Annotated in this window: 19 protein-coding genes; 14 read left to right on the top strand and 5 right to left on the bottom strand. The window is 66.6% G+C overall.

From position 1 onward, the window contains the following. Nucleotides 1-5: 5 nt before the first annotated feature. The 4 genes from ACH0CP_RS03150 to ACH0CP_RS03135 all read right to left on the bottom strand — a co-directional run bounded on the left by ACH0CP_RS03150 (nt 6) and on the right by ACH0CP_RS03135 (nt 4,495). Nucleotides 6-965: a 50S ribosomal protein L11 methyltransferase gene (locus ACH0CP_RS03150; RefSeq protein ID WP_294444181.1), complete on the bottom strand. Its 960-nt coding sequence runs from the start codon at nt 963-965 to the stop codon at nt 6-8. Further along, a complete protein-coding gene (locus tag ACH0CP_RS03145) occupies nt 955-1,656 on the bottom strand; it encodes an SDR family NAD(P)-dependent oxidoreductase (protein WP_294444182.1) in 702 nt (233 codons plus the stop codon). Before ACH0CP_RS03145 ends, ACH0CP_RS03150 begins: the two co-directional genes overlap by 11 nt. A gap of 67 nt (nt 1,657-1,723) precedes the next feature. Further along, nucleotides 1,724-3,094: a methyl-accepting chemotaxis protein gene (locus tag ACH0CP_RS03140; RefSeq protein WP_294444183.1), complete on the bottom strand. Its 1,371-nt coding sequence runs from the start codon at nt 3,092-3,094 to the stop codon at nt 1,724-1,726. 45 nt (nt 3,095-3,139) lie between these two features. Continuing rightward, nucleotides 3,140-4,495, bottom strand: coding sequence for a methyl-accepting chemotaxis protein (locus ACH0CP_RS03135; RefSeq protein ID WP_294444184.1), 1,356 nt, complete (start codon nt 4,493-4,495; stop codon nt 3,140-3,142). Between the two features lie 169 nt (nt 4,496-4,664). On the opposite strand from ACH0CP_RS03135, the gene sdhC reads away from it, so the two are divergent. The 4 genes from sdhC to ACH0CP_RS03115 are packed head-to-tail and all read left to right on the top strand — an operon-like array spanning nt 4,665 to nt 8,786. Next, the gene (sdhC, locus tag ACH0CP_RS03130) at nt 4,665-5,090 is read left to right on the top strand and encodes a succinate dehydrogenase, cytochrome b556 subunit (protein ID WP_294444185.1); all 426 of its coding nucleotides are present in this window, start codon (nt 4,665-4,667) and stop codon (nt 5,088-5,090) included. Next, a complete protein-coding gene (gene sdhD, locus ACH0CP_RS03125; RefSeq protein WP_294444186.1) occupies nt 5,090-5,470 on the top strand; it encodes a succinate dehydrogenase, hydrophobic membrane anchor protein in 381 nt (126 codons plus the stop codon). Before sdhC ends, sdhD begins: the two co-directional genes overlap by 1 nt. Continuing rightward, nucleotides 5,470-7,272 (top strand): succinate dehydrogenase flavoprotein subunit, encoded by a 1,803-nt coding sequence (gene sdhA, locus ACH0CP_RS03120; RefSeq protein ID WP_136451411.1) that lies wholly within the window; start codon nt 5,470-5,472, stop codon nt 7,270-7,272. The genes sdhD and sdhA overlap by 1 nt, the downstream gene beginning before the upstream one ends. A gap of 32 nt (nt 7,273-7,304) precedes the next feature. Beyond that, entirely contained in the window at nt 7,305-8,786 is a 1,482-nt protein-coding gene (locus ACH0CP_RS03115; protein ID WP_294444188.1) for a DUF389 domain-containing protein, read from the top strand. Here ACH0CP_RS03115 and ACH0CP_RS03110 read toward each other — a convergent pair. Beyond that, nucleotides 8,771-9,373 carry a 2-hydroxychromene-2-carboxylate isomerase gene (locus tag ACH0CP_RS03110; protein ID WP_294444189.1) on the bottom strand — a complete coding sequence of 201 codons (603 nt, stop codon included), beginning with the start codon at nt 9,371-9,373 and terminating at the stop codon, nt 8,771-8,773. The genes ACH0CP_RS03115 and ACH0CP_RS03110 overlap by 16 nt on opposite strands. A 92-nt stretch (nt 9,374-9,465) precedes the next feature. On the opposite strand from ACH0CP_RS03110, the gene ACH0CP_RS03105 reads away from it, so the two are divergent. The 10 genes from ACH0CP_RS03105 to odhB all read left to right on the top strand — a co-directional run bounded on the left by ACH0CP_RS03105 (nt 9,466) and on the right by odhB (nt 21,929). Continuing rightward, the gene (locus ACH0CP_RS03105; protein ID WP_294444190.1) at nt 9,466-10,449 is read left to right on the top strand and encodes a C13 family peptidase; all 984 of its coding nucleotides are present in this window, start codon (nt 9,466-9,468) and stop codon (nt 10,447-10,449) included. A 110-nt stretch (nt 10,450-10,559) separates the two neighbouring features. Beyond that, nucleotides 10,560-11,129 (top strand): ClpP family protease, encoded by a 570-nt coding sequence (locus tag ACH0CP_RS03100; RefSeq protein ID WP_294444191.1) that lies wholly within the window; start codon nt 10,560-10,562, stop codon nt 11,127-11,129. Between the two features lie 45 nt (nt 11,130-11,174). Beyond that, entirely contained in the window at nt 11,175-12,557 is a 1,383-nt protein-coding gene (creD, locus tag ACH0CP_RS03095) for a cell envelope integrity protein CreD (RefSeq protein ID WP_406888531.1), read from the top strand. A gap of 14 nt (nt 12,558-12,571) precedes the next feature. Next, entirely contained in the window at nt 12,572-13,354 is a 783-nt protein-coding gene (locus ACH0CP_RS03090) for a succinate dehydrogenase iron-sulfur subunit (protein WP_294444193.1), read from the top strand. Between the two features lie 117 nt (nt 13,355-13,471). Then, nucleotides 13,472-13,933 (top strand): PaaI family thioesterase, encoded by a 462-nt coding sequence (locus ACH0CP_RS03085; RefSeq protein WP_294444194.1) that lies wholly within the window; start codon nt 13,472-13,474, stop codon nt 13,931-13,933. Nucleotides 13,934-14,185: 252 nt separating this feature from the next. Continuing rightward, nucleotides 14,186-15,280, top strand: coding sequence for a cell division protein ZapE (gene zapE / locus ACH0CP_RS03080; protein WP_294444195.1), 1,095 nt, complete (start codon nt 14,186-14,188; stop codon nt 15,278-15,280). Nucleotides 15,281-15,416: 136 nt separating this feature from the next. Further along, nucleotides 15,417-16,379, top strand: a complete 963-nt coding sequence (gene mdh, locus ACH0CP_RS03075; RefSeq protein ID WP_227770666.1) for a malate dehydrogenase — start codon at nt 15,417-15,419, stop codon at nt 16,377-16,379. A gap of 75 nt (nt 16,380-16,454) precedes the next feature. Next, nucleotides 16,455-17,339, top strand: a complete 885-nt coding sequence (gene sucD, locus ACH0CP_RS03070) for a succinate--CoA ligase subunit alpha (protein WP_294444196.1) — start codon at nt 16,455-16,457, stop codon at nt 17,337-17,339. A 219-nt stretch (nt 17,340-17,558) separates the two neighbouring features. Continuing rightward, on the top strand, nt 17,559-20,531 hold the full coding sequence (locus ACH0CP_RS03065; RefSeq protein WP_406875359.1) for a 2-oxoglutarate dehydrogenase E1 component: 2,973 nt from the start codon (nt 17,559-17,561) through the stop codon (nt 20,529-20,531). 132 nt (nt 20,532-20,663) lie between these two features. Then, the gene (gene odhB, locus ACH0CP_RS03060) at nt 20,664-21,929 is read left to right on the top strand and encodes a 2-oxoglutarate dehydrogenase complex dihydrolipoyllysine-residue succinyltransferase (RefSeq protein WP_406875360.1); all 1,266 of its coding nucleotides are present in this window, start codon (nt 20,664-20,666) and stop codon (nt 21,927-21,929) included. The last annotated feature ends 61 nt before the right edge of the window (nt 21,930-21,990 follow it).

Genomic DNA, 21,990 nt, shown 5'->3' with positions numbered 1-21,990 from the left:
CCCGATCAGATATCGAGCGCCCAGCCGTCCCGTCCCTTCGGATCGGGCGGGGTGAGGGGCACGTAGCGCTGCGGCCCAGCGGCGAGGCGAAGGATCGTCCAGTCGCCGCGCTGGTCCGCCACCTCAAGCGTGCAGCCGCATGCCTCAAAGGCGGCGACCACCTTCGCGCGCTGCGTCTCGAGCAGCCCGGCGAGCACGATCACCGCACCCGAATCCGCGATCGCTGCAAGCTCCGGCGCCATCGAGACGAGCGGGCCGGCGAGAATATTGGCGATCACCAGATCATAAGGCGCGCGCGCGGTGATGGCATCGCTGAGCGCGCCATCGGCAACGACGAGTTCGACGCCCTCGACACCGTTGGCCTCCGCATTCGTGCGGGTGACATCGATCGCCGCAGGATCGATGTCGGTCGCCACGATCTCGGCATCGGGCCACAGGAAGGCCGCGGCGAAGGCGAGCACGCCGGTGCCGGTGCCGACATCGATGATCCGCGCAAAGCGGCGATCCGCCAGCCCGTCGAGCATCGCAAGGCACCCGCTCGTCGTGGCGTGGTGGCCGGTACCGAAGGCGCGGCCGGCATCGATCAGCAGCGCGCGGCCGCCCGGCGGCGCTTCCACGGGATGCGCGCTGGTATGCACGACGAAGCGGCCCTCATGGATCGGCTCCAGCCCTTCCTGCGACAGCGCGACCCAGTCTTGCGCAGTAAGCGCGACCACCTGCGGCTCGATCGCGGCAGCGCTGGGGACGAGCGCACGAAGCGCGGTCAGCATCGCCTGGTCCGGCTCGTTCTCCATATACGCGTCGAGCCGCCAGCGCTCGACATCGTCCTCCACCTCTTCGGTGGTCATCAACACGGCGTCGATCACCAGATCGTCGGCGGCATCGATCGCCTCGGCCTCTGCGCGCGTACACGGCAGCGTGACGCGCCAGCTGTCGGGGGCGGTTGCCGTTTCCTCAGCGGACATAGCTTGCCCCGTTCACATCGAGCACCGCGCCGGTCATGGAAGCAGGCGCATCGAGCGCGAGCCAGCGCGCCATCTCGGCCACTTCGTCAGGCATCGCCACACGGCCGAGGGGAATGTCGGCCAGCAGCTTGTCGCCGCCGCGGCTCGCCAGATAATCGTCCGCCATGCCCGTCATGGTGAAGCCGGGGCAGATGGCGAAAGCGAGGATCTCGTCCTTGGCATAGCCGCGCGCGATCGTCTTGGTCATCGCGACCATGCCGGCCTTTGACGCGGCATAATGCCAGTGTGCGGGGCTGTCCCCGCGATAGGCAGCGCGGCTCGCCACGTTGACGATCCGGCCGGCCACGCCGCGCGATTGCCAGTGCTTGATGGCGAGCCGGCACAATTCGGCGGACGCGGTGAGATTGATACGCATCGTGCGTTCCCACCCCGCGCGCCATGCCTCGTCATCGGCATCAATCGGGTTCGCTTCGAACACGCCGGCGTTGTTGATGAGAACGTCGATCGTGCCGAGCCGGTCAAGCGCGGCCTGCCACAATTCCGCGGCGGCACCGGGTTGGTCGAGATCGATGCCGATCGTGTCTTCGGCATCACGGCTGGCGTGGCCGACGACCCTGGCGTGCGGGGCGAGCGCGGTGCGGATCGCTGCGCCGATCCCGCGCGAGGAGCCGGTGAGAAGGATGTTCGTCATCCCCCCGCCATAGGCAGGCTGGTGCCGCCGCTCAATCATGGCCTGCGTGCGAGCGCGCCACCCGCGATCAGGCCACCTTCGCGCTGAAATCCTCCGCCGCCGAGCGCAGCGCCACGAGCCGCTCGTCGACCGCGACGAACTCGCTGCTCAGGCGATCATAGTCGCGCGCGAATGCCTGCCCCTCGTGCATGATCGCCGTCATGTTCCCCGCGGTTGCATCCGCGGCCATCGCCGTCTCGTCGATCGCGGCGGTAATCGCGGTCACCGTCTGGGCCTGAACCTCCATCGCGTGGCGGATCCTGGTGGCGGAGGTCTGCACCTCTCCCACAGTCGCGCGGATGCCGGTGCTCGCCTCGACCGTTACGCTGGCGGCCGACTGGATCGCATTGATCTGCGCCGCGATGTCATCGGTGGCACGCGCGGTCTGGTTGGCGAGGCTCTTCACTTCCTGCGCCACCACCGCGAAGCCGCGCCCCGCATCACCAGCGCGGGCAGCCTCGATCGTGGCGTTCAGCGCGAGGAGGTTCGTCTGCCCGGCAATGTCGCGAATGAGGCCCAGGATCGATTCGATCGATTTGGCATGGGCACTGAGCGCTTCGCTGACGCCCACCGCGCGATCTGCCTGTTGCGACGCGCGGATCGCGACCTCGGCCGCGCTTTCCACTTCCGACCGCGCATCCTCGATCGCACGGATCAGGCCCGCAGCGGTGGACGCGGCATCGCGCATCGCGGCCGCGGTCTGTTCGGCGGCGGCGGCGACTTCGGCGCCCCGCCCGATCATGGCGCTCGCCGAGCGCGCGGCGCTGCTCGCCTGGGTGCGCAGATGCTGGCCGAGCGAGGCGGCACCGTCGATGGCACCGGCGATATGCTCCCGAAAGGCCTCTGCGTGGGCGGCGCGTTGCTCGCTCACCCGTGCACGATCGCTTCGCGCAAGATGCGCGGCCATCACGTCCGCCTCGATCAGCGCGAGCCGCTGAACGACGTCCGCCAGCCGCCGCATCCGCGTGACATCGCCCTCGACGCGCGCTTCAAGGATAGTGAGCGTACGGGCATGGGAGAAAGCGAGCGCGGCCGTGAGCGCCGCCAGCGGCACGCCGCCCTTGCGCGTCATCTCGGCATGCTTGATCGCTGCCGCCTTCCACGCCTCATCGAAGGGCGCGGCATGTTTGATGCGCATATAGTGCGCGCTGCGCTCGATCTGCCGCCGGCGCGCGGACCCGTCGAGCATGGCAGCGATATGCTGCGTCGCCGGCAGGGACAGATAATGGTCCCAGAAGGCAGACGCGATGGTCTCGCAATCCGACGCTGTCAGCAGCGCGTCAATCTCTGCCGCGCCGGGGCCGATTGCATCGTCCCAATTGTATTCGCCGACATGCGCCGCGATCGGCCGGGCACGCCCGCCCCATTCCCCGGGGGTCGTGCTCGTCTGCTGCGCCATGATCCTCTCCTCCCTCGCGCCGCTGACGGGCGCTTACCCTTATCCTCAGGCCGCGACGCGCGCGGCGAACTCCCCGGCACTGCCGTTGAGAAGGCCAAGCCGCCCGGCGAGCCGGTCGAACCCGGCACCAAGCGAATCGATTTCGCCGGCGACCGCCTCGGTATCGGCATGGATCGCCGCGATCGTGCCGGACATCGAGTCGGCGGCAAGCGCGGTCTCGTCCACTGCGGCAGTGATCGCAGTGACCGTCTGTGCCTGTACCTCCATCGCGTGGCGGATGCGGGTGGCGGACTCCTGCACCTCCCCGATGGTGGTGCGGATGCCGGCGCTTGAATCCACCGTCACGCGAGTCGCCGTCTGGATCGCGGTGATCTTGGCGGCGATGTCATCGGTCGCGCGTGCCGTCTGGTTGGCGAGGCTCTTCACCTCCTGCGCGACAACGGCGAAGCCGCGGCCGGCATCCCCTGCCCGCGCCGCCTCGATCGTGGCGTTGAGCGCGAGGAGGTTGGTCTGGCCGGCAATGGCGCGAATGAGGCCGAGGATCGATTCGATCGACTTGGCATGATCACTCAGCGCCTCGCTGACGCCGACGGCCTGCTCCGCCTGGCCCGCCGCGCGCGTCGCGATCTCGGCCGCGGCTTCCACTTCGGCGCGGGCATCCTCGATCGCACGGATGAGGCCGGCTGCAGTGGAGGCGGCATCGCGCATCGCCACCGCCGATTGCTCGGCCGCGGCGGCCACTTCGCTCGCCTTGCCCAGCACGCCGCGGGCGGAGGACGAGGCGCCCGACGCCTGGATGCGCAAGTCGCCGCCCTCAGCGGTCGCTTCCTCGACCGTGGCGGCGATGCCGTTGCGGAAATCGACCGCCAGCCGATCGCGGAAGGATCGCGCACTGTGCATGAGATATTCGTTGTAGATCGCCGCGGTCAGCTCCCCCTCCAGCGCCGAGAGCCGCATCAGCGTCTCGATCATCACCGGCAGGCGCGCATCACCCGGGGCAACGCGGCGCAGGAGCACGCCAAGCGCCGCTCGGTCGCTCGCGCTGATCATCGACAGGAGCGCCATCGGTGACACCCCGGCGGCATAAGCCGCGGCGACCGAACGCTCGACCGATTCGACCCAGGCGCGGCCGGCGGTGTCGAGAAAGCGGTTGCGCAGGAAGACGCAGCCAAGATCGATCATCTTGTCGGTTTCAGCCGGTGCCCAACTGCGCTGATCGTTGAAGCAGCGCAGCCATTGCTGCCAATAGGCCTCGGAGACGTCGCGGACCTCCGGTTCGAGCAGCGCCCAGACTTCCCGGCTGGCGCTTTCCAGCGACCCGTCGAAGTCGAACACCCTGAGCCGCGTCTCCAGATCGACGTCGCGAGCGATGGCGCCGAGAACTGGCAGATCTTCTTGCAAGGTGGTGCGCTCCCCGTTGGTGTCGGGGACGCATTACGCGCTTAGTGGTTAAGCCCCGGTTAGGTGCGGTGCTGCAAGCGATTCGCAGTAAGCCCCTCGCGCTTGCATCATCGAAGGCTGCGCCTCATAGACCGCGCCGATCCGTCGGCTCACCGCAGGAAACCACGCTTTGGCCTCCAAACCCGCCCGCCCGAGAAGCCCTCACCTCTTCAGCGGCCCGCTCGCGCTCCATTATCACTGGAGCCCCGCGATGACCGTGTCGATCCTCCACCGCGCCACCGGCAGCGGCATGGCGACGGTCGGCGCGATGCTGCTGGTCTGGTTCCTGGTCGCGCTGGCGTCCGGCGCCGAGGCATATGCGACCTTCGTCGACGTGTTCACGCTGTCCGACGGGCGGCTCAACATCCTGGGTTGGGTGGTCGGCGTTGGCCTCACCTGGTCGCTGTTCCAGCACATGATGAGCGGCATCCGCCACCTCGTGCTCGACACCGGCGCGGCGTTCGAGCTGACGCTGAACCGGCGACTCGCGCTGCTGACCTTCGTCGGCTCGACCATCCTGACGCTCGCCTTCTGGCTCTACGTGGGGACCAAGTAATGGGTACGGGAACCTCGATCGGCCGCGTCCGCGGCCTCGGCAGCGCGCATGAAGGCGCGCATCATTGGTGGCACCAGAAGATCACCGCGGGATCGAACATCCTGCTGATGAGCTGGCTGATGATCTCGCTCGCGCGCCGTCCGGCCTATGACTTCGGGACGATGCGCGAGTGGATGTCGTCGGCCTGGGTCGCGATCCCCATGATGCTGCTCGTCATCTCGGTTTTCTACCACTTCCGCATCGGCCTTCAGGTGGTGATCGAGGATTATCAGCGCCACGAGCGCCGCGTCGCCGCCATGGTGGTGCTGAACCTGTTCGTTGCCGCGATCGCCGGCACCGCCATCTTCGCGATCCTGAAGATCGCCTTCGGAGCAAATTGATGCCCGCCGCTTACCAGATCATCGATCATACCTATGACGCGGTCGTCGTCGGCGCCGGCGGCTCTGGCCTGCGCGCCACGATGGGCATCGCCGAGGCTGGCCTCAAGACCGCCTGCATCACCAAGGTGTTCCCCACCCGCAGCCACACCGTGGCGGCGCAGGGCGGCATCGCGGCGAGCCTCGGCAACAACTCGCCGGATCACTGGTCCTGGCACATGTACGATACCGTCAAGGGTTCCGACTGGCTCGGCGATCAGGACGCGATCGAATATATGGTGCGTGAGGCCCCGGCCGCGGTGTACGAGCTGGAGCACGCCGGCGTGCCGTTCAGCCGCAACGAGGACGGGACGATCTACCAGCGTCCGTTCGGCGGCCACATGCAGAACATGGGCGAAGGCCCGCCGGTGCAGCGCACCTGCGCCGCCGCCGACCGTACCGGCCACGCCATGCTCCACGCGTTGTACCAGCAGTCGCTGAAGTATGACGCGGACTTCTACATCGAATTTTTCGCGCTCGATCTCATCATGGAGAACGGTGCGTGCCGCGGCGTGATCGCGCTCAACATGGAAACGGGGCAGATCCATCGCTTCCGTGCCCATGCGGTGGTGCTGGCGACGGGCGGCGGTGGCCGCGTGTACCAGTCGGCGACGTCGGCGCACACCTGCACCGGCGACGGCAACGGCATGGCGCTGCGTGCCGGGCTCCCGCTGCAGGACATGGAATTCGTGCAGTTCCACCCGACCGGCATCTACGGCGCGGGCGTCCTCATCACCGAGGGTGCACGCGGCGAAGGCGGCTACCTCACCAATTCCGAGGGCGAGCGCTTCATGGAGCGTTACGCGCCCAGCGCGAAGGACCTTGCCTCGCGTGACGTCGTGTCCCGGTCGATGGCGGCGGAAATGCGCGAGGGCCGCGGTGTCGGCAAGGACAAGGACCACATCTTCCTTCACCTCGATCACATCGATCCGAAGGTCTTGGCGGAACGCCTGCCGGGCATTACCGAGACGGGCAAGATCTTCGCCGGCGTGGACCTCACCCGCCAGCCGCTCCCCGTCACGCCGACCGTCCACTACAACATGGGCGGTATCCCGACGAACTATCACGGCGAAGTCGTCCAGCTGAAGGACGGTGATCCGGACGCGGTCGTCCCCGGCCTGTTCGCGGTCGGCGAGGCAGCCTGCGTGTCGGTGCACGGCGCGAACCGCCTCGGCTCCAACTCGCTGATCGACCTTGTGGTGTTCGGCCGTGCGACGGGCCTGCGCCTCAAGGAAACGCTGAAGCCGAACACGCCGCACAATCCGCTGCCCAAGGGCTCGGAAGAAATGGCGCTTGGCCGGCTCGATCATTTCCGCAATTCGACCGGCGGTTCGCCCACGGCGAAGATCCGCGCCGAGATGCAGAAGACGATGCAGCGCCATGCCGCAGTGTTCCGCGACAGCGAGCTCCTGGCCGAGGGCGTCACCAAGATCGACGCGATCTACAAGTCGATGGAAGACGTCGGCATCAAGGATCGCTCGCTGATCTGGAACACCGACCTCGTCGAGACGCTCGAGCTGGACAACCTCATCAGCCAGGCGGTCGTGACGATGCGCGGTGCGGAGAACCGCAAGGAAAGCCGCGGCGCGCACATGCACGAGGATTATCCCGAGCGCGACGACGTGAACTGGATGAAGCACACCATCGCGACCTTCGATGGCTGGGGCGGCAAGGGCGGCAGCTGCTCGCTCGATTACCGTCCGGTGCACGATTACACGCTCACCGATGACGCCGAGTACATCAAGCCGAAGAAGCGGGTGTACTGATCGCGGTGAATGATGCTCTCTCCGGGGCGCCGGTGCGCCCCGGACGTGCTCATGTGATCGCCCGCTGGTGGCGATCGCGCGTGGTGGGCGACGTCCACCACGAAGCCGTCATCACCAAAATCTCCGCCGAATCCGGCTGGAGCGGCGCATATCTGTTCGCGATCGTGATCTCCGCGGGGATCTCGATCCTCGGCCTGCTGCTGCCGTCGAGCGCAGTGCTGATCGGCGCGATGCTGATCTCGCCGCTGATGATGCCGATCATCGGCCTCGGCTTCGGCATTGCGACCTTCGACCTGAACGAGATCAAGCGTGCCGGCTGGGCATTGCTGCTCGGCTCGCTGATCGCGGTCGCCCTATCCGCTGCCTTCGTGGCGGTCTCCCCGATCCAGACGGTAACCAGCGAGATCGCGATCCGCACGCGGCCAAACCTGTTCGACCTGCTCGTCGCGCTGCTCTCCGCGGTCGCCGGCGGCTATGCCCTGATCCGCGAGCGTTCGACCACGGTCGTCGGCGTTGCGATCGCCATCGCGCTGATGCCGCCGCTCGCGGTGGTCGGCTTTGGCCTTGCGACGCAGAACTGGACGGTGCTGGGCGGATCGCTGCTGCTGTTCCTCACCAACCTCATCACCATCGCGCTGACCGCGGCGACGGTGGCACGGCTCTATGGCTTCGGCGCGCACCTGTCCCCGGCGCAGACGCGGCTCCAGGGCCTGCTGATCATCGTCGGCCTCGCGGCGCTGGCGATCCCGCTGGGCCTGGCACTGAAGCAGATTGCGGTGGAGAGCCTTGCCCGGCGGCAGATCCGCGACGCGGTGCTGCAGCCGTTCGAGCGCGACGCCCGGATCAGCCAGCTCGACATCAATTTCGATCGCACGCCGGCAGTGGTTCGCGCCATCGTGCTGACATCCAAGGTCGTGCCGGGGGCGGATGCCGCGGCCGTCGCGCTGGCCAAGCGCTCGGTGAGCATCCCGCTCGACCTTCACGTCGACCAGATCCGGGTGGGCATGGAAAGCGGCGCGGGCGAAGCGGCGCAGATCGCGGCCGCGCAGGGCGGTGCCGGCGCCAGCTCCGCGGCGCGCAACGATCGCAACGCCGTTGCCGAGCGCATCGGGCTTATCGTCGGCGTGCCGGAAACGAACGTCATAGCCGATCCGGTGCTCAAGCGCGCCACCGCCCGCCCGGCCGCCCTGCCCGGCGCCGGGTTCGCCACCTATCGCGCGATTGAACAGCGCGCCGAAGCTGCGGTGCCGGGCTGGAGCGTCGAGCTGACGCCGCCGGACGGAACGCTTCCGCCGGTGCCGATTGGTGAGGATGGGCCCGATGCCAAGGCGCTCGACGACGCCATCTGGGCCGCGCATCGGCTAGGCCGCGCGCTGACCGTGTCCGGGCCGGCCGAGGCGGTCGCCACGGCGATGGAGCGGCTGTCGAATGCCGGGGTAGCGGCGGAGGAAGGCACCACGCGGCGCGGTGACACGCTGACGCTGGCATGGCTGGAGACTCAGGCGGATCGCTGAGCCAGGATCGCCGCACGGACCAGCGGTATCCGATCATTGCCGAAATACATGTCGTCACCGCCGACGAAGATGGTGGGCGATCCGAACCCGCCGCGCGCGATCAGCTCGTCCGTGTTCGCGCGCAGCATTGCCCGGGGCCCCTCCCCCGCAATGGCCGCAAACAGCGCATCGGCATCCACACCGGCGCGCCCCGCCACGTCGGCGATCACCGGATCCTGCGAGATGTCGCGGTTCTCCGTCCAATAAGCGTGGAAAGCGGCGCGCGCGAACGACACGCAATCCTGCCCCAGCCAGCAACAGGCGCGCATCACCTTGACGCTGTTCACCGGGAAGACGGCGGGCGGAAAGTTGATCGTGAGGCCTTGCAGCCGCGCCCAATCCGCAAGGTCCTTTTGCATGTAGCGTGCCTTGGCGGGAACCGGGTTCCTGCGGCCTTCATAGACGCTTGCATTGACTGCATTGAACACGCCGCCGACCAAGATCGGCCGCCACACGATCTCCGCGCCCAATCCTTCTGCCAGCGGCTGGATGCTTTCGAGGCCGAGCCAAGTCCACGGGCTCGAACAGTCGAAAAAGAACTCGATCACGGCCACTCTCCCCTGAACCAAAGTCTTGGCGAGGCGCGCGACAAGTATCAAGTGATTGACAGCGGCCAAAAGCAATCGTGAGATGCGGGCTGATGAAGAAGCTGATCACGCTGCTGCTTGCCACGGTCGCCGGCATGGCCCCGGCGCAGACGTATCAGCCACCGCAACACACCCGCCCCGTTCCCCTTGTCGCGCGTGGCGGGGAAACGGAACTGGTTCAGTTGGCCGACCAAGGGGGCGCGATCGAGCATGACCGTTCGGCCGCCTGGCTGCTGGCCGAGCATCGCCGGCTGGCAACGACACTGGCCAAGATCCAGCCGCAGCGGCGCGGGACAGTGGATGCCTATGTTGTCGCGGCGGCGCTGGACAGTGACCCTGTCTTTGGTCGCGAGGCACGCGAGGCGGGCCGCGTGCTCGCACAGCGCTATGGCGCCGAGGGCCGCACCATCGTGCTGGCCGGCACTGACGGCAGTGCCGACAGCAACCTGCCGATGGGATCGCCCGCCAATATCGACATGGCGCTGGCCCGGGTCGCGGAGTTGATGGATCCGGTCGAGGATGTGCTGGTGCTCTACACCACCAGCCACGGCGCGCGCTTCGGCATCGTCTACAATGATGCGGACCAGGGATTTGGCGCGATCTCGCCGACGCGGCTGTGGACCACGCTGTCGCAACTGGGCATCCGTAACCGGCTGATCCTGATCAGCGCCTGCTACGCGGGCGTGTTCGTGCCGCTGCTGTCGAGCGACACGACCGCGATCGTGACCGCCGCATCGTCGACCAAGACCTCGTTCGGTTGCCAGGCCGACAATGACTGGACGTTCTTCGGCGACGCGCTGGTCAATCACGCGCTGCGCAAGCCGCAGCCGCTCGCGGCGGCGGCGGACGAGGCGGTGAAGACGATCGCGAGCTGGGAGCGTGACGGGCGGCTCGAACCTTCCGAGCCGCAGGTTTCGATCGGTGCCGGCGCCGCACGCTGGCTGGCAGCGCTGGACGCGCGCGCGCCGCGGGTGGCGAGTGCGCCGGTGGGGCGTCCGGCAAACGCCGTTCTGACCACGGCGAAAGCGGGGCGCTGAGCAATCCAGCTGAAGGGTTTCGCGGGTAGCGCCGGCGACGGCCCGAGGCGGCGACACATATATTAACGCGGCACCGGAACTGTCTTCCCCCGCCCGTGGTTCGGCGCGCCATGACCAACAACAACGCCATCAATTATCCGCTGCTCGCCAACCCGCAGATCCAGCTGCACGGGACGGTTGACGACATGATGTACAACAATTTCAAGGATCAGCTTGCCAACGCTTCCGGCAACGGGCCGCTCGTCGTCTCGATCACAACCTTGGGCGGTGACCCGGAAATGGCCCGCGCAATGGGCGATACGATCCGGATGCTGCGGGAATATACCGGCCGCGAGACGCTGTTCCTGGGAAAGGTGGCGGTCTATTCGGCGGGGGCGACCTTCATGTCCGCCTTCCCTGCCGACAAGCGCTTCCTGACGCGCGGCAGTCGGCTGATGATCCACGAGCGGATCATGAACTCCACCGTCCAGCTTTCCGGCCCGCTCAACACGCTGGCGCCGGTGCTGCTGGCCAAGCTGAACGAGATCCAGGATTCGATCCGCATCCAGGACGAGGGTTTCGCGGCGCTGGTTGAGGGCACCAACGTGTCGCTCGACGAACTTCGCGCCAAGGCGCCGTCCAACTGGTATATCGAGGCGGAGGAAGCCCGTAACCTTGGGCTGATCCTCGACATCATCTGACGGCTGCGGCACCAAGGCGGCAGAAAAGCCGAAACGAGGTGCTGCTTGAGGATCGAAGGCCCGACCCCGGGGCGCAAGCTGGGAATGGCGATCCTAATCGCCCTGCTGCTCGCGATCCCGCTCTTCGCCGTCTACCTGCTCGTATACGATCGGCAGGAGCAGTCGAACACGGCGCGCGCCTCGATCGCTGCCGGATGGGGAGGGCCGCAAACGATCGCCGGGCCGGTTCTGATCCTCCCCTATCAGGCGGAGACGACCGAGACCGTCAACGAGGGCGGGCGACAGGTGGTGCGCACCAGCATGGTGTGGCGCGAGTTGACGCTGGCGCCCGAGGTGGCCGATCTCAAGACGCAACTGACCCCCGAACGCCGGCGTCGCTCGATCTATGAAGCGGTGCTGTTCGAGGCACTGGCCAGCGGCATGGTGCGCTTCCGGCTGCCAAGCGATCTCGCCCGGTTCGGGATTACGGCGGACCGGCTGGCCTATGACCGCGCGGAGCTTCGCTTCGGGCTGAAGGATGCCCGCGGGCTGTTCGGCAAGCCGCCCGAGGTAACCGCTGACGGTCGCCAGCTGGCGTTGCAGCCCGGCAAGGGGACGCCGGCGACGAACGGCTCCGGCTTCTTCACCTGGCTGGATGCGGGCACGATCCAGAGCCGGCCGATGACGGTGAGCTTCCGCTACAGTTTCCGCGGCAACGGCTGGCTGGCGCTTGCGCCGCAGGCGGGCGACACACGCTGGCAGGTGACGTCGGCATGGCCGCACCCGAGCTTCCAGGGCGGCTTCCTGCCGACCGCGCAGAAGGTAAGCGAGAAGGGCTTCTCGGCAACGTGGCGGGTCGGCAACCTCGCGCTTGGCCGCAGCCTCGTCTCCTCGGGCGATGTCGTGCCCGAGTCGCGCCCGGATGTAACGGATCGCTACATTACCGCCATTCCGGCCGGCGACTATGAGGCGCGGGTGGATCTGATCTCGCCGGTCGATCTCTACAGCCAGGTCAACCGATCGGTGAAATACGGCTTTCTGTTCATCGGCTTCACCTTCGTCGCCTTCCTCATGTTCGACGTGATCGGCGGCGTGCGCGTGGCAACGGTGGAGTATCTCCTGGTCGGCGCCGGGCTGGTGCTGTTCTTCGTCCTGCTGCTCGCCTTTGCCGAGGTGATCGGCTTTGCCGCGGCCTATATCGTCGCTGCCGGCGCGATCATCGCCCTCTTGGCGGCCTATTCCGCCGCGGTGCTGCGCAGCTGGCGTCGGGGCGGCTATATCGCGGCGCTTCTGGCCGCGCTCTATGCCCTGCTCTACGTGCTGCTGAGCCTGGAGGCGTATTCGCTGCTCATCGGATCGCTGCTTCTGTTTGCGGCCTTGGCCGGTGTTATGTATCTGACGCGCAACCTCGACTGGAGCGGCCTTCGTTCCCAGTCACCAACCGACTGAAGCGGGAACGGAAAATGGCCGAATTCACCCTGCCGGCGAACAGCAAGATCAAGGGAGGGCGCAAGATCCCTTCGCCCGAGCCGGGCGGGACGATGCGCAACTTCAAGATCTACCGCTACGATCCGGACAGCGGCGAGAACCCGCGTTACGACACGTTCGAGGTGAATCTCGACGAGTGCGGCCCGATGGTTCTCGACGCGCTGATCAAGATCAAGAGCGAGCAGGACTCGTCGCTGACGTTCCGCCGTTCGTGCCGTGAGGGCATTTGCGGTTCCTGCTCGATGAACATCGACGGCAAGAACGGCCTCGCGTGCACCACCGCGATCGAGGACGTGAAGGGCGAGGTGAAGATCACCCCGCTGCCGGCGATGGACGTGATCAAGGACCTCGTCCCCGACTTCACGCACTTCTACGCGCAATATGCCTCGATCCAGCCGTGGCTGAAGACGGTCACGCCACCGCCGGCCGGCAAGGAGCGGCTGCAGTCGCCCGAAGACCGCGCGAAGCTCGACGGCCTGTACGAGTGCATCCTGTGCGCCTGCTGCTCGACCTCGTGCCCGAGCTATTGGTGGAATTCGGACAAGTTCCTTGGCCCGGCAATCCTTCTCCAGGCCTATCGCTGGCTGGCCGACAGCCGTGACGAGATGACCGGTGAGCGGCTCGACAGCCTGGAGGATCCGTTCCGCCTGTATCGCTGCCACACGATCATGAACTGCGCGAACACCTGCCCGAAGGGCCTGAACCCGGCGAAGGCGATCGCCGAGATCAAGAAGATGGAGGTCGAGCGCGTTCTCTGACGCGCTCCACCATTCCCTCCCCCGTTCGTTTCGAGCGAAGTCGACGAACGGGGTCACGAGCGCTGCGCTTCCCGTGTCTCGACTTCGCTCGGCACGAATGGAGAATGTGTGGCGCAAGTGGCTGTTGACTCCGAACCGAAGCCGGAGTTCCTCTACGAGGATCATCCGGATCATCCCGGCTGGAAGCGCTGGGGCCTGAAGAATTCCGATCGCTACAACACCTTCCTCGGCGACATGATGGTGCGCGTCGAGGAGGGTATGTGCCGCGTCCGCATGCTGCCGGAGCGGCGCCACTCGAACCTTGGCAACAACGTCCATGGCGGGGCGATGCTGGGATTCATCGACGTGTCACTGTTCGCCGCCGCGCGCAGCTTCGGCCTGATCGAGGCGGGTACGGCGGTGACGCTTGACCTCAACACCCACTTCGTTGGCGCCGGCAAGATCGGCGAGCCGCTGGAAGCCCGCGTGGAGCTGCTGCGCGAGACTGGTCGGCTGCTGTTCATGCGCGGTCTGGTGATGCAGGGCGATGGCCCGATCACGGAATTCTCCGGCACGATCCGGAAGCCGACGAAGCGCTGATGCACCGTCGGCGCGCCGACTGGCTCGGCTGGCGCTTGTCGTGGCGGCGTCTTCTGGCCTACCGGGGCCGGTGACACGATGTTGGCGGCGTCCTGCCGCACCCGTCCAATCCCGGCGTTCAGCCGGGTCCATGCGGCCGCACATCTATTGCGGCCTCGCACCGGGCGTGCCCGCCCGCCGACCGATGGATCCGGCTGAAGACCGGGATGATTTGAGGGTCAAGCAACATCCGACGATGACCGGAGTATCTGCGTGGCCGCTGTTCTTTCCGCCTATGAAGCCCTGATCGCCGCCGGGGAGCTTCGCCCTGATCCCGAACAGGCCGCGGCCGCGGCGAAGCTCGACGCACTCGCGCACGAGCTGGAGAACCCGCGCACCACCGGCTTCTTCCGCAAGAAGGTAATTCCGCCGCGCGGCATCTACATGTGGGGCGACGTGGGCCGCGGCAAATCCATGCTGATGGACCTGTTCTTCGCCAACGTGACGGTCGCGAAGAAGCGCCGCGTGCATTTCGGCGAGTTCATGCTGGAGGTGCACGGCCGCATCGCGGTGGAACGGCGCAAGGAACAGGGTGACCCCATCCTGCCCGTCGCCGCTGCTTTGGCCGAGGAAGCGCAACTGCTCGCCTTCGACGAGATGATCGTCAACAACTCGCCCGACGCGATGATCCTTTCCCGCCTGTTCACCGCGATGATCGAGGCGGGCGTGACGGTGGTGACGACCAGCAACCGTGCGCCGAACGAACTCTACAAGAATGGCCTCAACCGCGAGCACTTCCTGCCCTTCATCGCGCTGATCCAGGAGCGGCTGGACGTGCTCGCGCTGAACGGCCCGGTAGATTACCGCCGCGATCGGCTGGGCCAGCAGGATACCTGGCTCGTCCCCAACGGTCCGGAGGCGACGGCGCAGCTTTCCGCCGCCTTCTTCCGCCTGACTGACTATCCGCCGGAAGATCGCGCGCATGTGCCGAGCGAGGACATGATCGTTCAGGGCCGCATGCTCCGCGTCCCCAAGTCGTTGAAGGGCGTCGCCGTCTTCAGCTTCAAGAAGCTGTGCGGCGAGGCACGCGGCAGTGCCGACTATCTCGCCATTGCGCGGCGCTTTCACACGGTGATCCTTGTCGGCATCCCCATCCTTGGGCCGGAGAACCGGAACGAGGCCGCCCGCTTCGTCAGCCTGATCGACGCTCTTTACGAACATAAGGTGAAGCTGCTGGCCGCGGCGGATGCGCAGCCCGACGCACTTTACCCAGCAGGCGACGGACGCTTCGAGTTCCAGCGTACCGTGAGCCGCCTCGAGGAGATGCGATCCGAGGATTATCTCGCCCAGGGACACGGCACGTCCTGAGGGCTGAATCGCTTATTGCTATTGCGAACGATTATCTTTAATATCTTCCCGCTTCGGCTTTATTGGGTTGCCCGCTGCGCCCAAACGGCGTACGCGACCGAGCCATCACGACCCAGTATCGACGGAAGGGGATTGGATGGCCCGCAAGAAGATCGCGCTGATCGGCGCCGGCAATATCGGCGGCACGCTCGCGCACCTCGCTGCCCTGAAGGGGCTTGGTGACATCGTTCTGTTCGACGTGGTCGAAGGCGTGCCGCAGGGCAAGGCGCTTGACCTGTCGCAGTGCGGCCCGGTCGAAGGGTTCGATGCCAAGATCATCGGCTCGAACGATTACAAGGACATCGCTGGCGCCGACGTGATCATCGTCACCGCCGGTGTCGCCCGCAAGCCGGGCATGAGCCGCGACGATCTGCTCGGCATCAACCTGAAGGTGATGAAGGCCGTCGGCGAGGGCATTCGTGACAACGCGCCCGACGCATTCGTGATCTGCATCACCAACCCGCTCGACGCGATGGTCTGGGCGCTGCGCGAATTCTCGGGCCTGCCGCACAACAAGGTGGTGGGCATGGCAGGCGTGCTCGATTCGGCCCGCTTCAGCCACTTCCTTGCCGACGAGTTCAAGGTTTCCGTCAAGGACGTGAACACCTTCGTGCTGGGCGGCCACGGCGACACGATGGTCCCCGTCCTCGAATACTCGACCGTGTCGGGCATCCCCGTCAGCGATCTGATCGAGATGGGTTTCTCCACCAAGGAAAAGGTGGACGAGATCATCAAGCGCACGCGCGGCGGCGGCGGCGAGATCGTCGCCCTGCTGAAGACCGGTTCGGCCTATTATGCGCCCGCCACCAGCGGCATCGCGATGGCAGAGGCCTATCTCTACGACCAGAAGCGCATCTTGCCGGCCGCGGCTCACCTGACCGGCCAGTATGGCGTTGATGACCTGTACGTGGGCGTGCCCGTCGTGATCGGCGCCGGCGGCGTCGAGAAGGTCGTGGAAGTGAAGCTGTCGGACGAGGCGAAGGCGAACCTTCAGGTCTCGGTCGATGCGGTCAAGGAACTGCTCGTCGCCTGCAAGGGCATCGACGAGAGCCTCGCATAACAACTGAATGGCGCATCCGGGAACGGCGGGGCCAGGTGGCCCTGCCGCTTTCCGGTTGATTGGATTGGAGAGCCAATGAGCATTCTCGTCGACAAGAACACCAAGGTCATCACCCAGGGCATGACCGGCAATACGGGCAGCTTCCACACGCAGGCGGCGCTCGATTACGGCACGCAGATGGTTGCCGGCGTCACCCCGGGCAAGGGCGGTGGCACCCACCTTGGCCTGCCGCTGTTCGATACGGTGGCCGAAGCCGTCGAGAAGACCGGCGCCGATGCCTCCGTCGTGTACGTTCCGCCGCCCTTCGCCGCGGACTCGATCCTCGAGGCGATCGACGCCGAGGTTCCCCTGATCGTGTGCATCACCGAAGGCATCCCGGTGCTCGACATGGTGCGCGTGAAGCGCGCGCTGTCCGGCTCCAAGTCGCGTCTTATCGGCCCGAACTGCCCGGGCGTGCTGACGCCGGGCGAGTGCAAGATCGGCATCATGCCGGGCAACATCTTCAAGAAGGGCTCGGTCGGCGTCGTCTCGCGCTCCGGCACGCTGACCTATGAGGCGGTGTTCCAGACGTCGAATGCCGGCCTTGGCCAGACCACCGCGGTCGGCATCGGCGGCGATCCGGTCAACGGCACGAATTTCATCGACGTGCTTGAACTGTTCCTCGCCGATGATGCGACCGAATCCATCATCATGATCGGCGAAATCGGCGGCAGCGCCGAGGAAGAAGCAGCCCAGTTCCTTCGTGACGAAGCGAAGCGTGGCCGCAAGAAGCCGATGGCGGGCTTCATCGCGGGCCGTACGGCACCTCCGGGGCGCCGCATGGGCCACGCGGGTGCGATCGTCTCGGGCGGCCAGGGCGGCGCCGAGGACAAGATCGCAGCGATGGAAGCGGCCGGCATCAAGGTGGCGGCTTCCCCCAGCGAGCTCGGCTCCACGCTGCTGGAAGTGCTGAAGGGTTGAACCGTTGATGTCCTCTCCCCTTATCGGGGAGAGGATACGAAGCCCGGGCGACACGTTGCCTAGGCGGAAGTTTGGAGCGGGGTCGCGCGGTGTCGCGCTCATCCGGGTTTCGCACGGAAACCGGTTACCCCTCCTCCGGCTGATCGAGGCCGCGCTGGCCAAGATCTGCGCACCCCTTTGCCCCGCGTGACGCGGGCGTGAGGGAAAAGTGAGGCGGCAATGGGCTACGAAGGCCAGGATTTCACGGATATCGCAGGCGGCGTCTCGCCGGCGTTCATCGATGCGCTCTATGCGCGCTACAAGACATCGCCGGACAGCGTCGAGCCGGGCTGGCGGGGGTTCTTCGAAGGCCTGGAAAGCGGCGCCTCGGGACCCAGCTGGAGCAGCGATCGCTGGCCGCTGACCACCACCGACGATCTGACCGCCGCGCTCGATCCGACGCAGATGGAGCCGGCGCCCAAGCCGGCCAAGGGCAAGCCCGCACCTGCCCCCGCGGCGCCCGCCCCCACCCTGTCGCAGGACGAGATCGTCCGCGCGGCGGGTGATGCGATCCGCGCGCAGCTGCTGGTGCGCACGTACCGCGTGCGCGGCCACCTCGCCGCCAATCTCGATCCGCTGGGCCTGAACGCCACGCGTGAGCTGCCGGCTGACCTGCGCACCGAATATCACGGCTTCACCGACGCCGACATCGATCGCCCGGTATACCTCGGCGGCACGATGGGGCTGCAATGGGCGACGATCCGCGAGCTCGTCGACATCCTGCGCGCCAATTACTGCGGCAACGTCGGCCTTGAGTACATGCACATCGCCGATGTCGAGGAGCGCCGCTTCCTCCAGGAGCGCATGGAGGGCAAGGACAAGGCGATCGAATTCACGCCCCAGGGCAAGAAGGCGATCCTGAACAAGGTGATCGAGGCCGAGCAGTGGGAGAAGTTCCTCGGCCGCAAGTACGTCGGCACGAAGCGCTTCGGCCTCGACGGCGGCGAATCGATGATCCCGGCACTGGAAAGCGTGATCAAGTACGGCGGCGCGGCCGGCGTGAACGAGATCGTGTTCGGCATGGCCCACCGCGGCCGCCTGAACGTGCTCGCCAACGTCATGGGCAAGCCGCTGCGCGTGATCTTCCACGAGTTTGCCGGCGGCTCCGCCAATCCGGACGACATTGGCGGTTCGGGTGACGTGAAATATCACCTCGGCACCTCCACCGACCGCGAGTTCGACGGGATCAAGGTCCACATGTCGCTCGTCGCCAACCCGTCGCATCTCGAGGCGGCGGATCCGGTGGTGCTGGGCAAGACGCGCGCGATCCAGACCATCGCCAACGACCTGGAGACCCATTCCAAGTCGCTGCCGGTGCTGATCCATGGCGACGCGGCCTTCGCCGGCCAGGGCATCGTGTGGGAGTGCTTCGGCTTCTCCGGCATCCGCGGCTACAACACCGGCGGCTGCGTCCATTTCGTCATCAACAACCAGATCGGCTTCACGACGAGCCCGCAGTTCGCGCGCTCCTCGCCCTATCCGTCGGATGTCGCGAAGGGCGTTCAGGCGCCGGTCTTCCACGTCAATGGCGACGATCCCGAAGCGGTGACCTTCGCCACCAAGATGGCGATCGAGTTCCGGCAGAAGTTCCATCGCGATGTCGTGATCGACATGTGGTGCTACCGCCGGTTCGGCCACAACGAGGGCGACGAGCCGGGCTTCACGCAGCCGCTGATGTACAAGGCGATCCGCAATCACCCGCCGGTGAGCGAGATCTATGGCAAGCGCCTGATCGAGCAGAAGGTAGTCGACAAGGCGTGGATCGACGAGAACGTCAAGCAGTTCACCACGCTGCTCGAAGGCGAGTTCGAGGCGGGTGCGAGCTACAAGCCCAACAAGGCCGACTGGTTCGCGGGCCGCTGGTCCGGGCTGTCCGCCCCGGCTGACGCCGAGAACGCACGCCGCAGTGTCGACACCGGCATCGAGCAGAAGCTGTTCGACGCCATCGGCCGCACGCTGACGACCGTTCCCGAGGACCTGGCGATCCACAAGACGCTGGCCCGCGTGATCGACGCCAAGCGCAACATGTTCGCGACCGGCGAGAATTTCGACTGGGCGACCGGCGAGGCTTTGGCCTTCGGCTCGCTTTTGTCGGAAGGCTTCGGGGTGCGCCTGTCGGGTCAGGACTCCGGCCGCGGCACCTTCTCGCAGCGCCACGCTGTCTGGGTCGACCAGAATGACGAGCGCAAATACGTGCCGCTCCACAATCTGGAGCATGGCCGTTTTGAGGTGCTCGACAGCCCGCTCAGCGAATATGGCGTGCTTGGCTTCGAATATGGCTACGCCCTCGCCGACCCGAAGACGCTGGTGCTGTGGGAAGCGCAGTTCGGCGACTTCGTGAACGGCGCGCAGATCATGATCGACCAGTTCATTGCGAGCGGCGAAGCCAAGTGGCTGCGCGCCAACGGCCTCGTGATGCTGTTGCCGCACGGCTACGAAGGCCAGGGCCCCGAGCATAGCTCGGCCCGTCCGGAGCGCTTCCTCCAGCTGTGCGCGCAGGACAATATGCAGGTCGCGAACTGCACTACGCCGGCGAACTATTTCCACCTGCTGCGCCGGCAGATGCACCGCACGTTCCGCAAGCCGCTGATCATCTTCACGCCCAAGTCGCTGCTGCGGCACAAGCTGGCGGTGTCGAGTGCCAAGGATTTCGTCGGCGACGCGCACTTCCGCCGCATCCTGTCGGACACGAACGGCGCGCCGGACGAGGCGACCAAGCGGCTGGTGTTGTGCACCGGCAAGGTGGCGTACGACCTGATCGAGGCGCGCGACGCAGCGGGTGACGAGAACACGCAGATCGTTCGCGTCGAGCAGCTCTATCCCTTCCCGACCGAGGCACTGGCCAAGCGCATCGCGCGGATGCCGAACCTCGAAGACGTGGTGTGGGCGCAGGAAGAGCCGCGCAACAACGGCTATTGGTTCTTCGTCGAGCCGTTCATCGAGGAAGCGCTGGCCCAGGCAGGCTGCGCGATCAAGCGGGCACGCTATGCGGGCCGCGCGGTCGCCGCATCGCCGGCAACCGGCCTCATGAAGCGGCACCAGGCCGAACAAGGTGCGTTGATCGCGGATGCGCTCGGCCACAATGTGCGTGAGGAAATCCGCCGCACGCGCTCGGCGGAGACGACGAAGAAGGCTGGCAAGGCGGCGAGCTGAGCCAATAGCATCGCGGGCAGCCCCGGCGGCGCGCCGGGGCGGTTCGCGGAACAGATGTAACGACGCATCGCGTTCTTCACCGAACGCCGCGCAACTGGGCCCCGGTCTTTGGCGGGGTGGAAGGAAACGGGAATGGCAACCGAAGTTCTGGTCCCCACTCTGGGCGAATCGATCACCGAAGCGACGCTGGGCGAGTGGCTGAAGCAGCCGGGCGACAAGGTCGAAGCTGACGAGCCGATCGCCAGCCTGGAGACGGACAAGGTTTCGGTCGAAGTTCCGAGCCCCGTCGCCGGCATCATGGGCCAGCACGCCGTTGCCGTTGGCGACACGGTCGAGGTCGGCGCGATGCTTGCCACGGTGGAGGCAGGCGACGGCGCGCCGGCAGCCACCCCGGCGGCACAGCCTGCGGTCACCGCGTCTCCGGCTACGGCGCCGTCCGAGCCTGCTCCTGCAGCCGGCGGCTATGGCAATCACGGCGCGACGCCGGTCGGCAGCGATGCGCCGGCCGCACTCAGCCCTTCGGTGCGCCGCGCGGTGCTGGAGCATGGAGTCGATCCGGCGACGATCCGCGGCACCGGCCGTGACGGCCGCATCACGAAGGAGGACGTGGCGACCGCCGCCTCCTCGCGCCCGGCATCAGCCCCTGCCCCGGCGCCGACGGTCGCGCCGACCACCCCGTCGGTCAGCGCCTCGGGTGGGCGCAAGGAAGAGCGCGTGCGCATGACGCGCCTGCGCCAGACGATCGCCAAGCGCCTGAAGGACGCCCAGAACACCGCCGCGATGCTGACGACGTTCAACGACGTCGACATGAGCGCGGTGATCGAGGCACGCGCCAAGTACAAGGACCTGTTCGAGAAGAAGCACGGCGTTCGCCTCGGATTCATGGGCTTTTTCGTGAAGGCCGCCTGCATGGCGCTGAAGGACATCCCGTCGGTCAACGCATCGATCGAGGGCGATGAGATCGTCTATCACGATTATGCCGACATCTCGGTCGCGGTCTCGGCACCCAACGGCCTCGTCGTGCCGGTCATCCGTGACGCGCAGGACCTGTCGGTCGCCGGCATCGAGAAGACGATCGGCGACTTCGGCAAGCGCGCCAAGGAAGGCACGCTGAAGATGGACGAGATGAAGGGCGGCACCTTCACCATCTCCAACGGCGGCGTGTTCGGCTCTCTGATGTCGACCCCGATCATCAACCCTCCGCAGTCGGCGGTTCTCGGCCTCCACCGCATCGAGGAGCGCCCGGTCGTCCGCGACGGCCAGGTCGTGGTGCGCCCGATGATGTACCTTGCGCTGAGCTACGATCACCGCCTGATCGACGGCCGCGAGGCGGTGACCTTCCTCGTCGCCCTGAAGAACGCGATCGAGGATCCGACCCGCATCCTGATCGATCTTTAAGTCGTGACGCATCGGCCCGCCGGAGATCCGGCGGGCCGATTGCTTTTTCACCTTCGGCCCG

The sequence above is a fragment of the Sphingomonas sp. 179-I 2A4 NHS genome, assembly GCF_045369135.1.
Classification (GTDB): domain Bacteria; phylum Pseudomonadota; class Alphaproteobacteria; order Sphingomonadales; family Sphingomonadaceae; genus Sphingomonas.
Note: the sequence above shows the minus strand (reverse complement) of the source record. Positions and strands in the feature narration are given on the sequence as shown.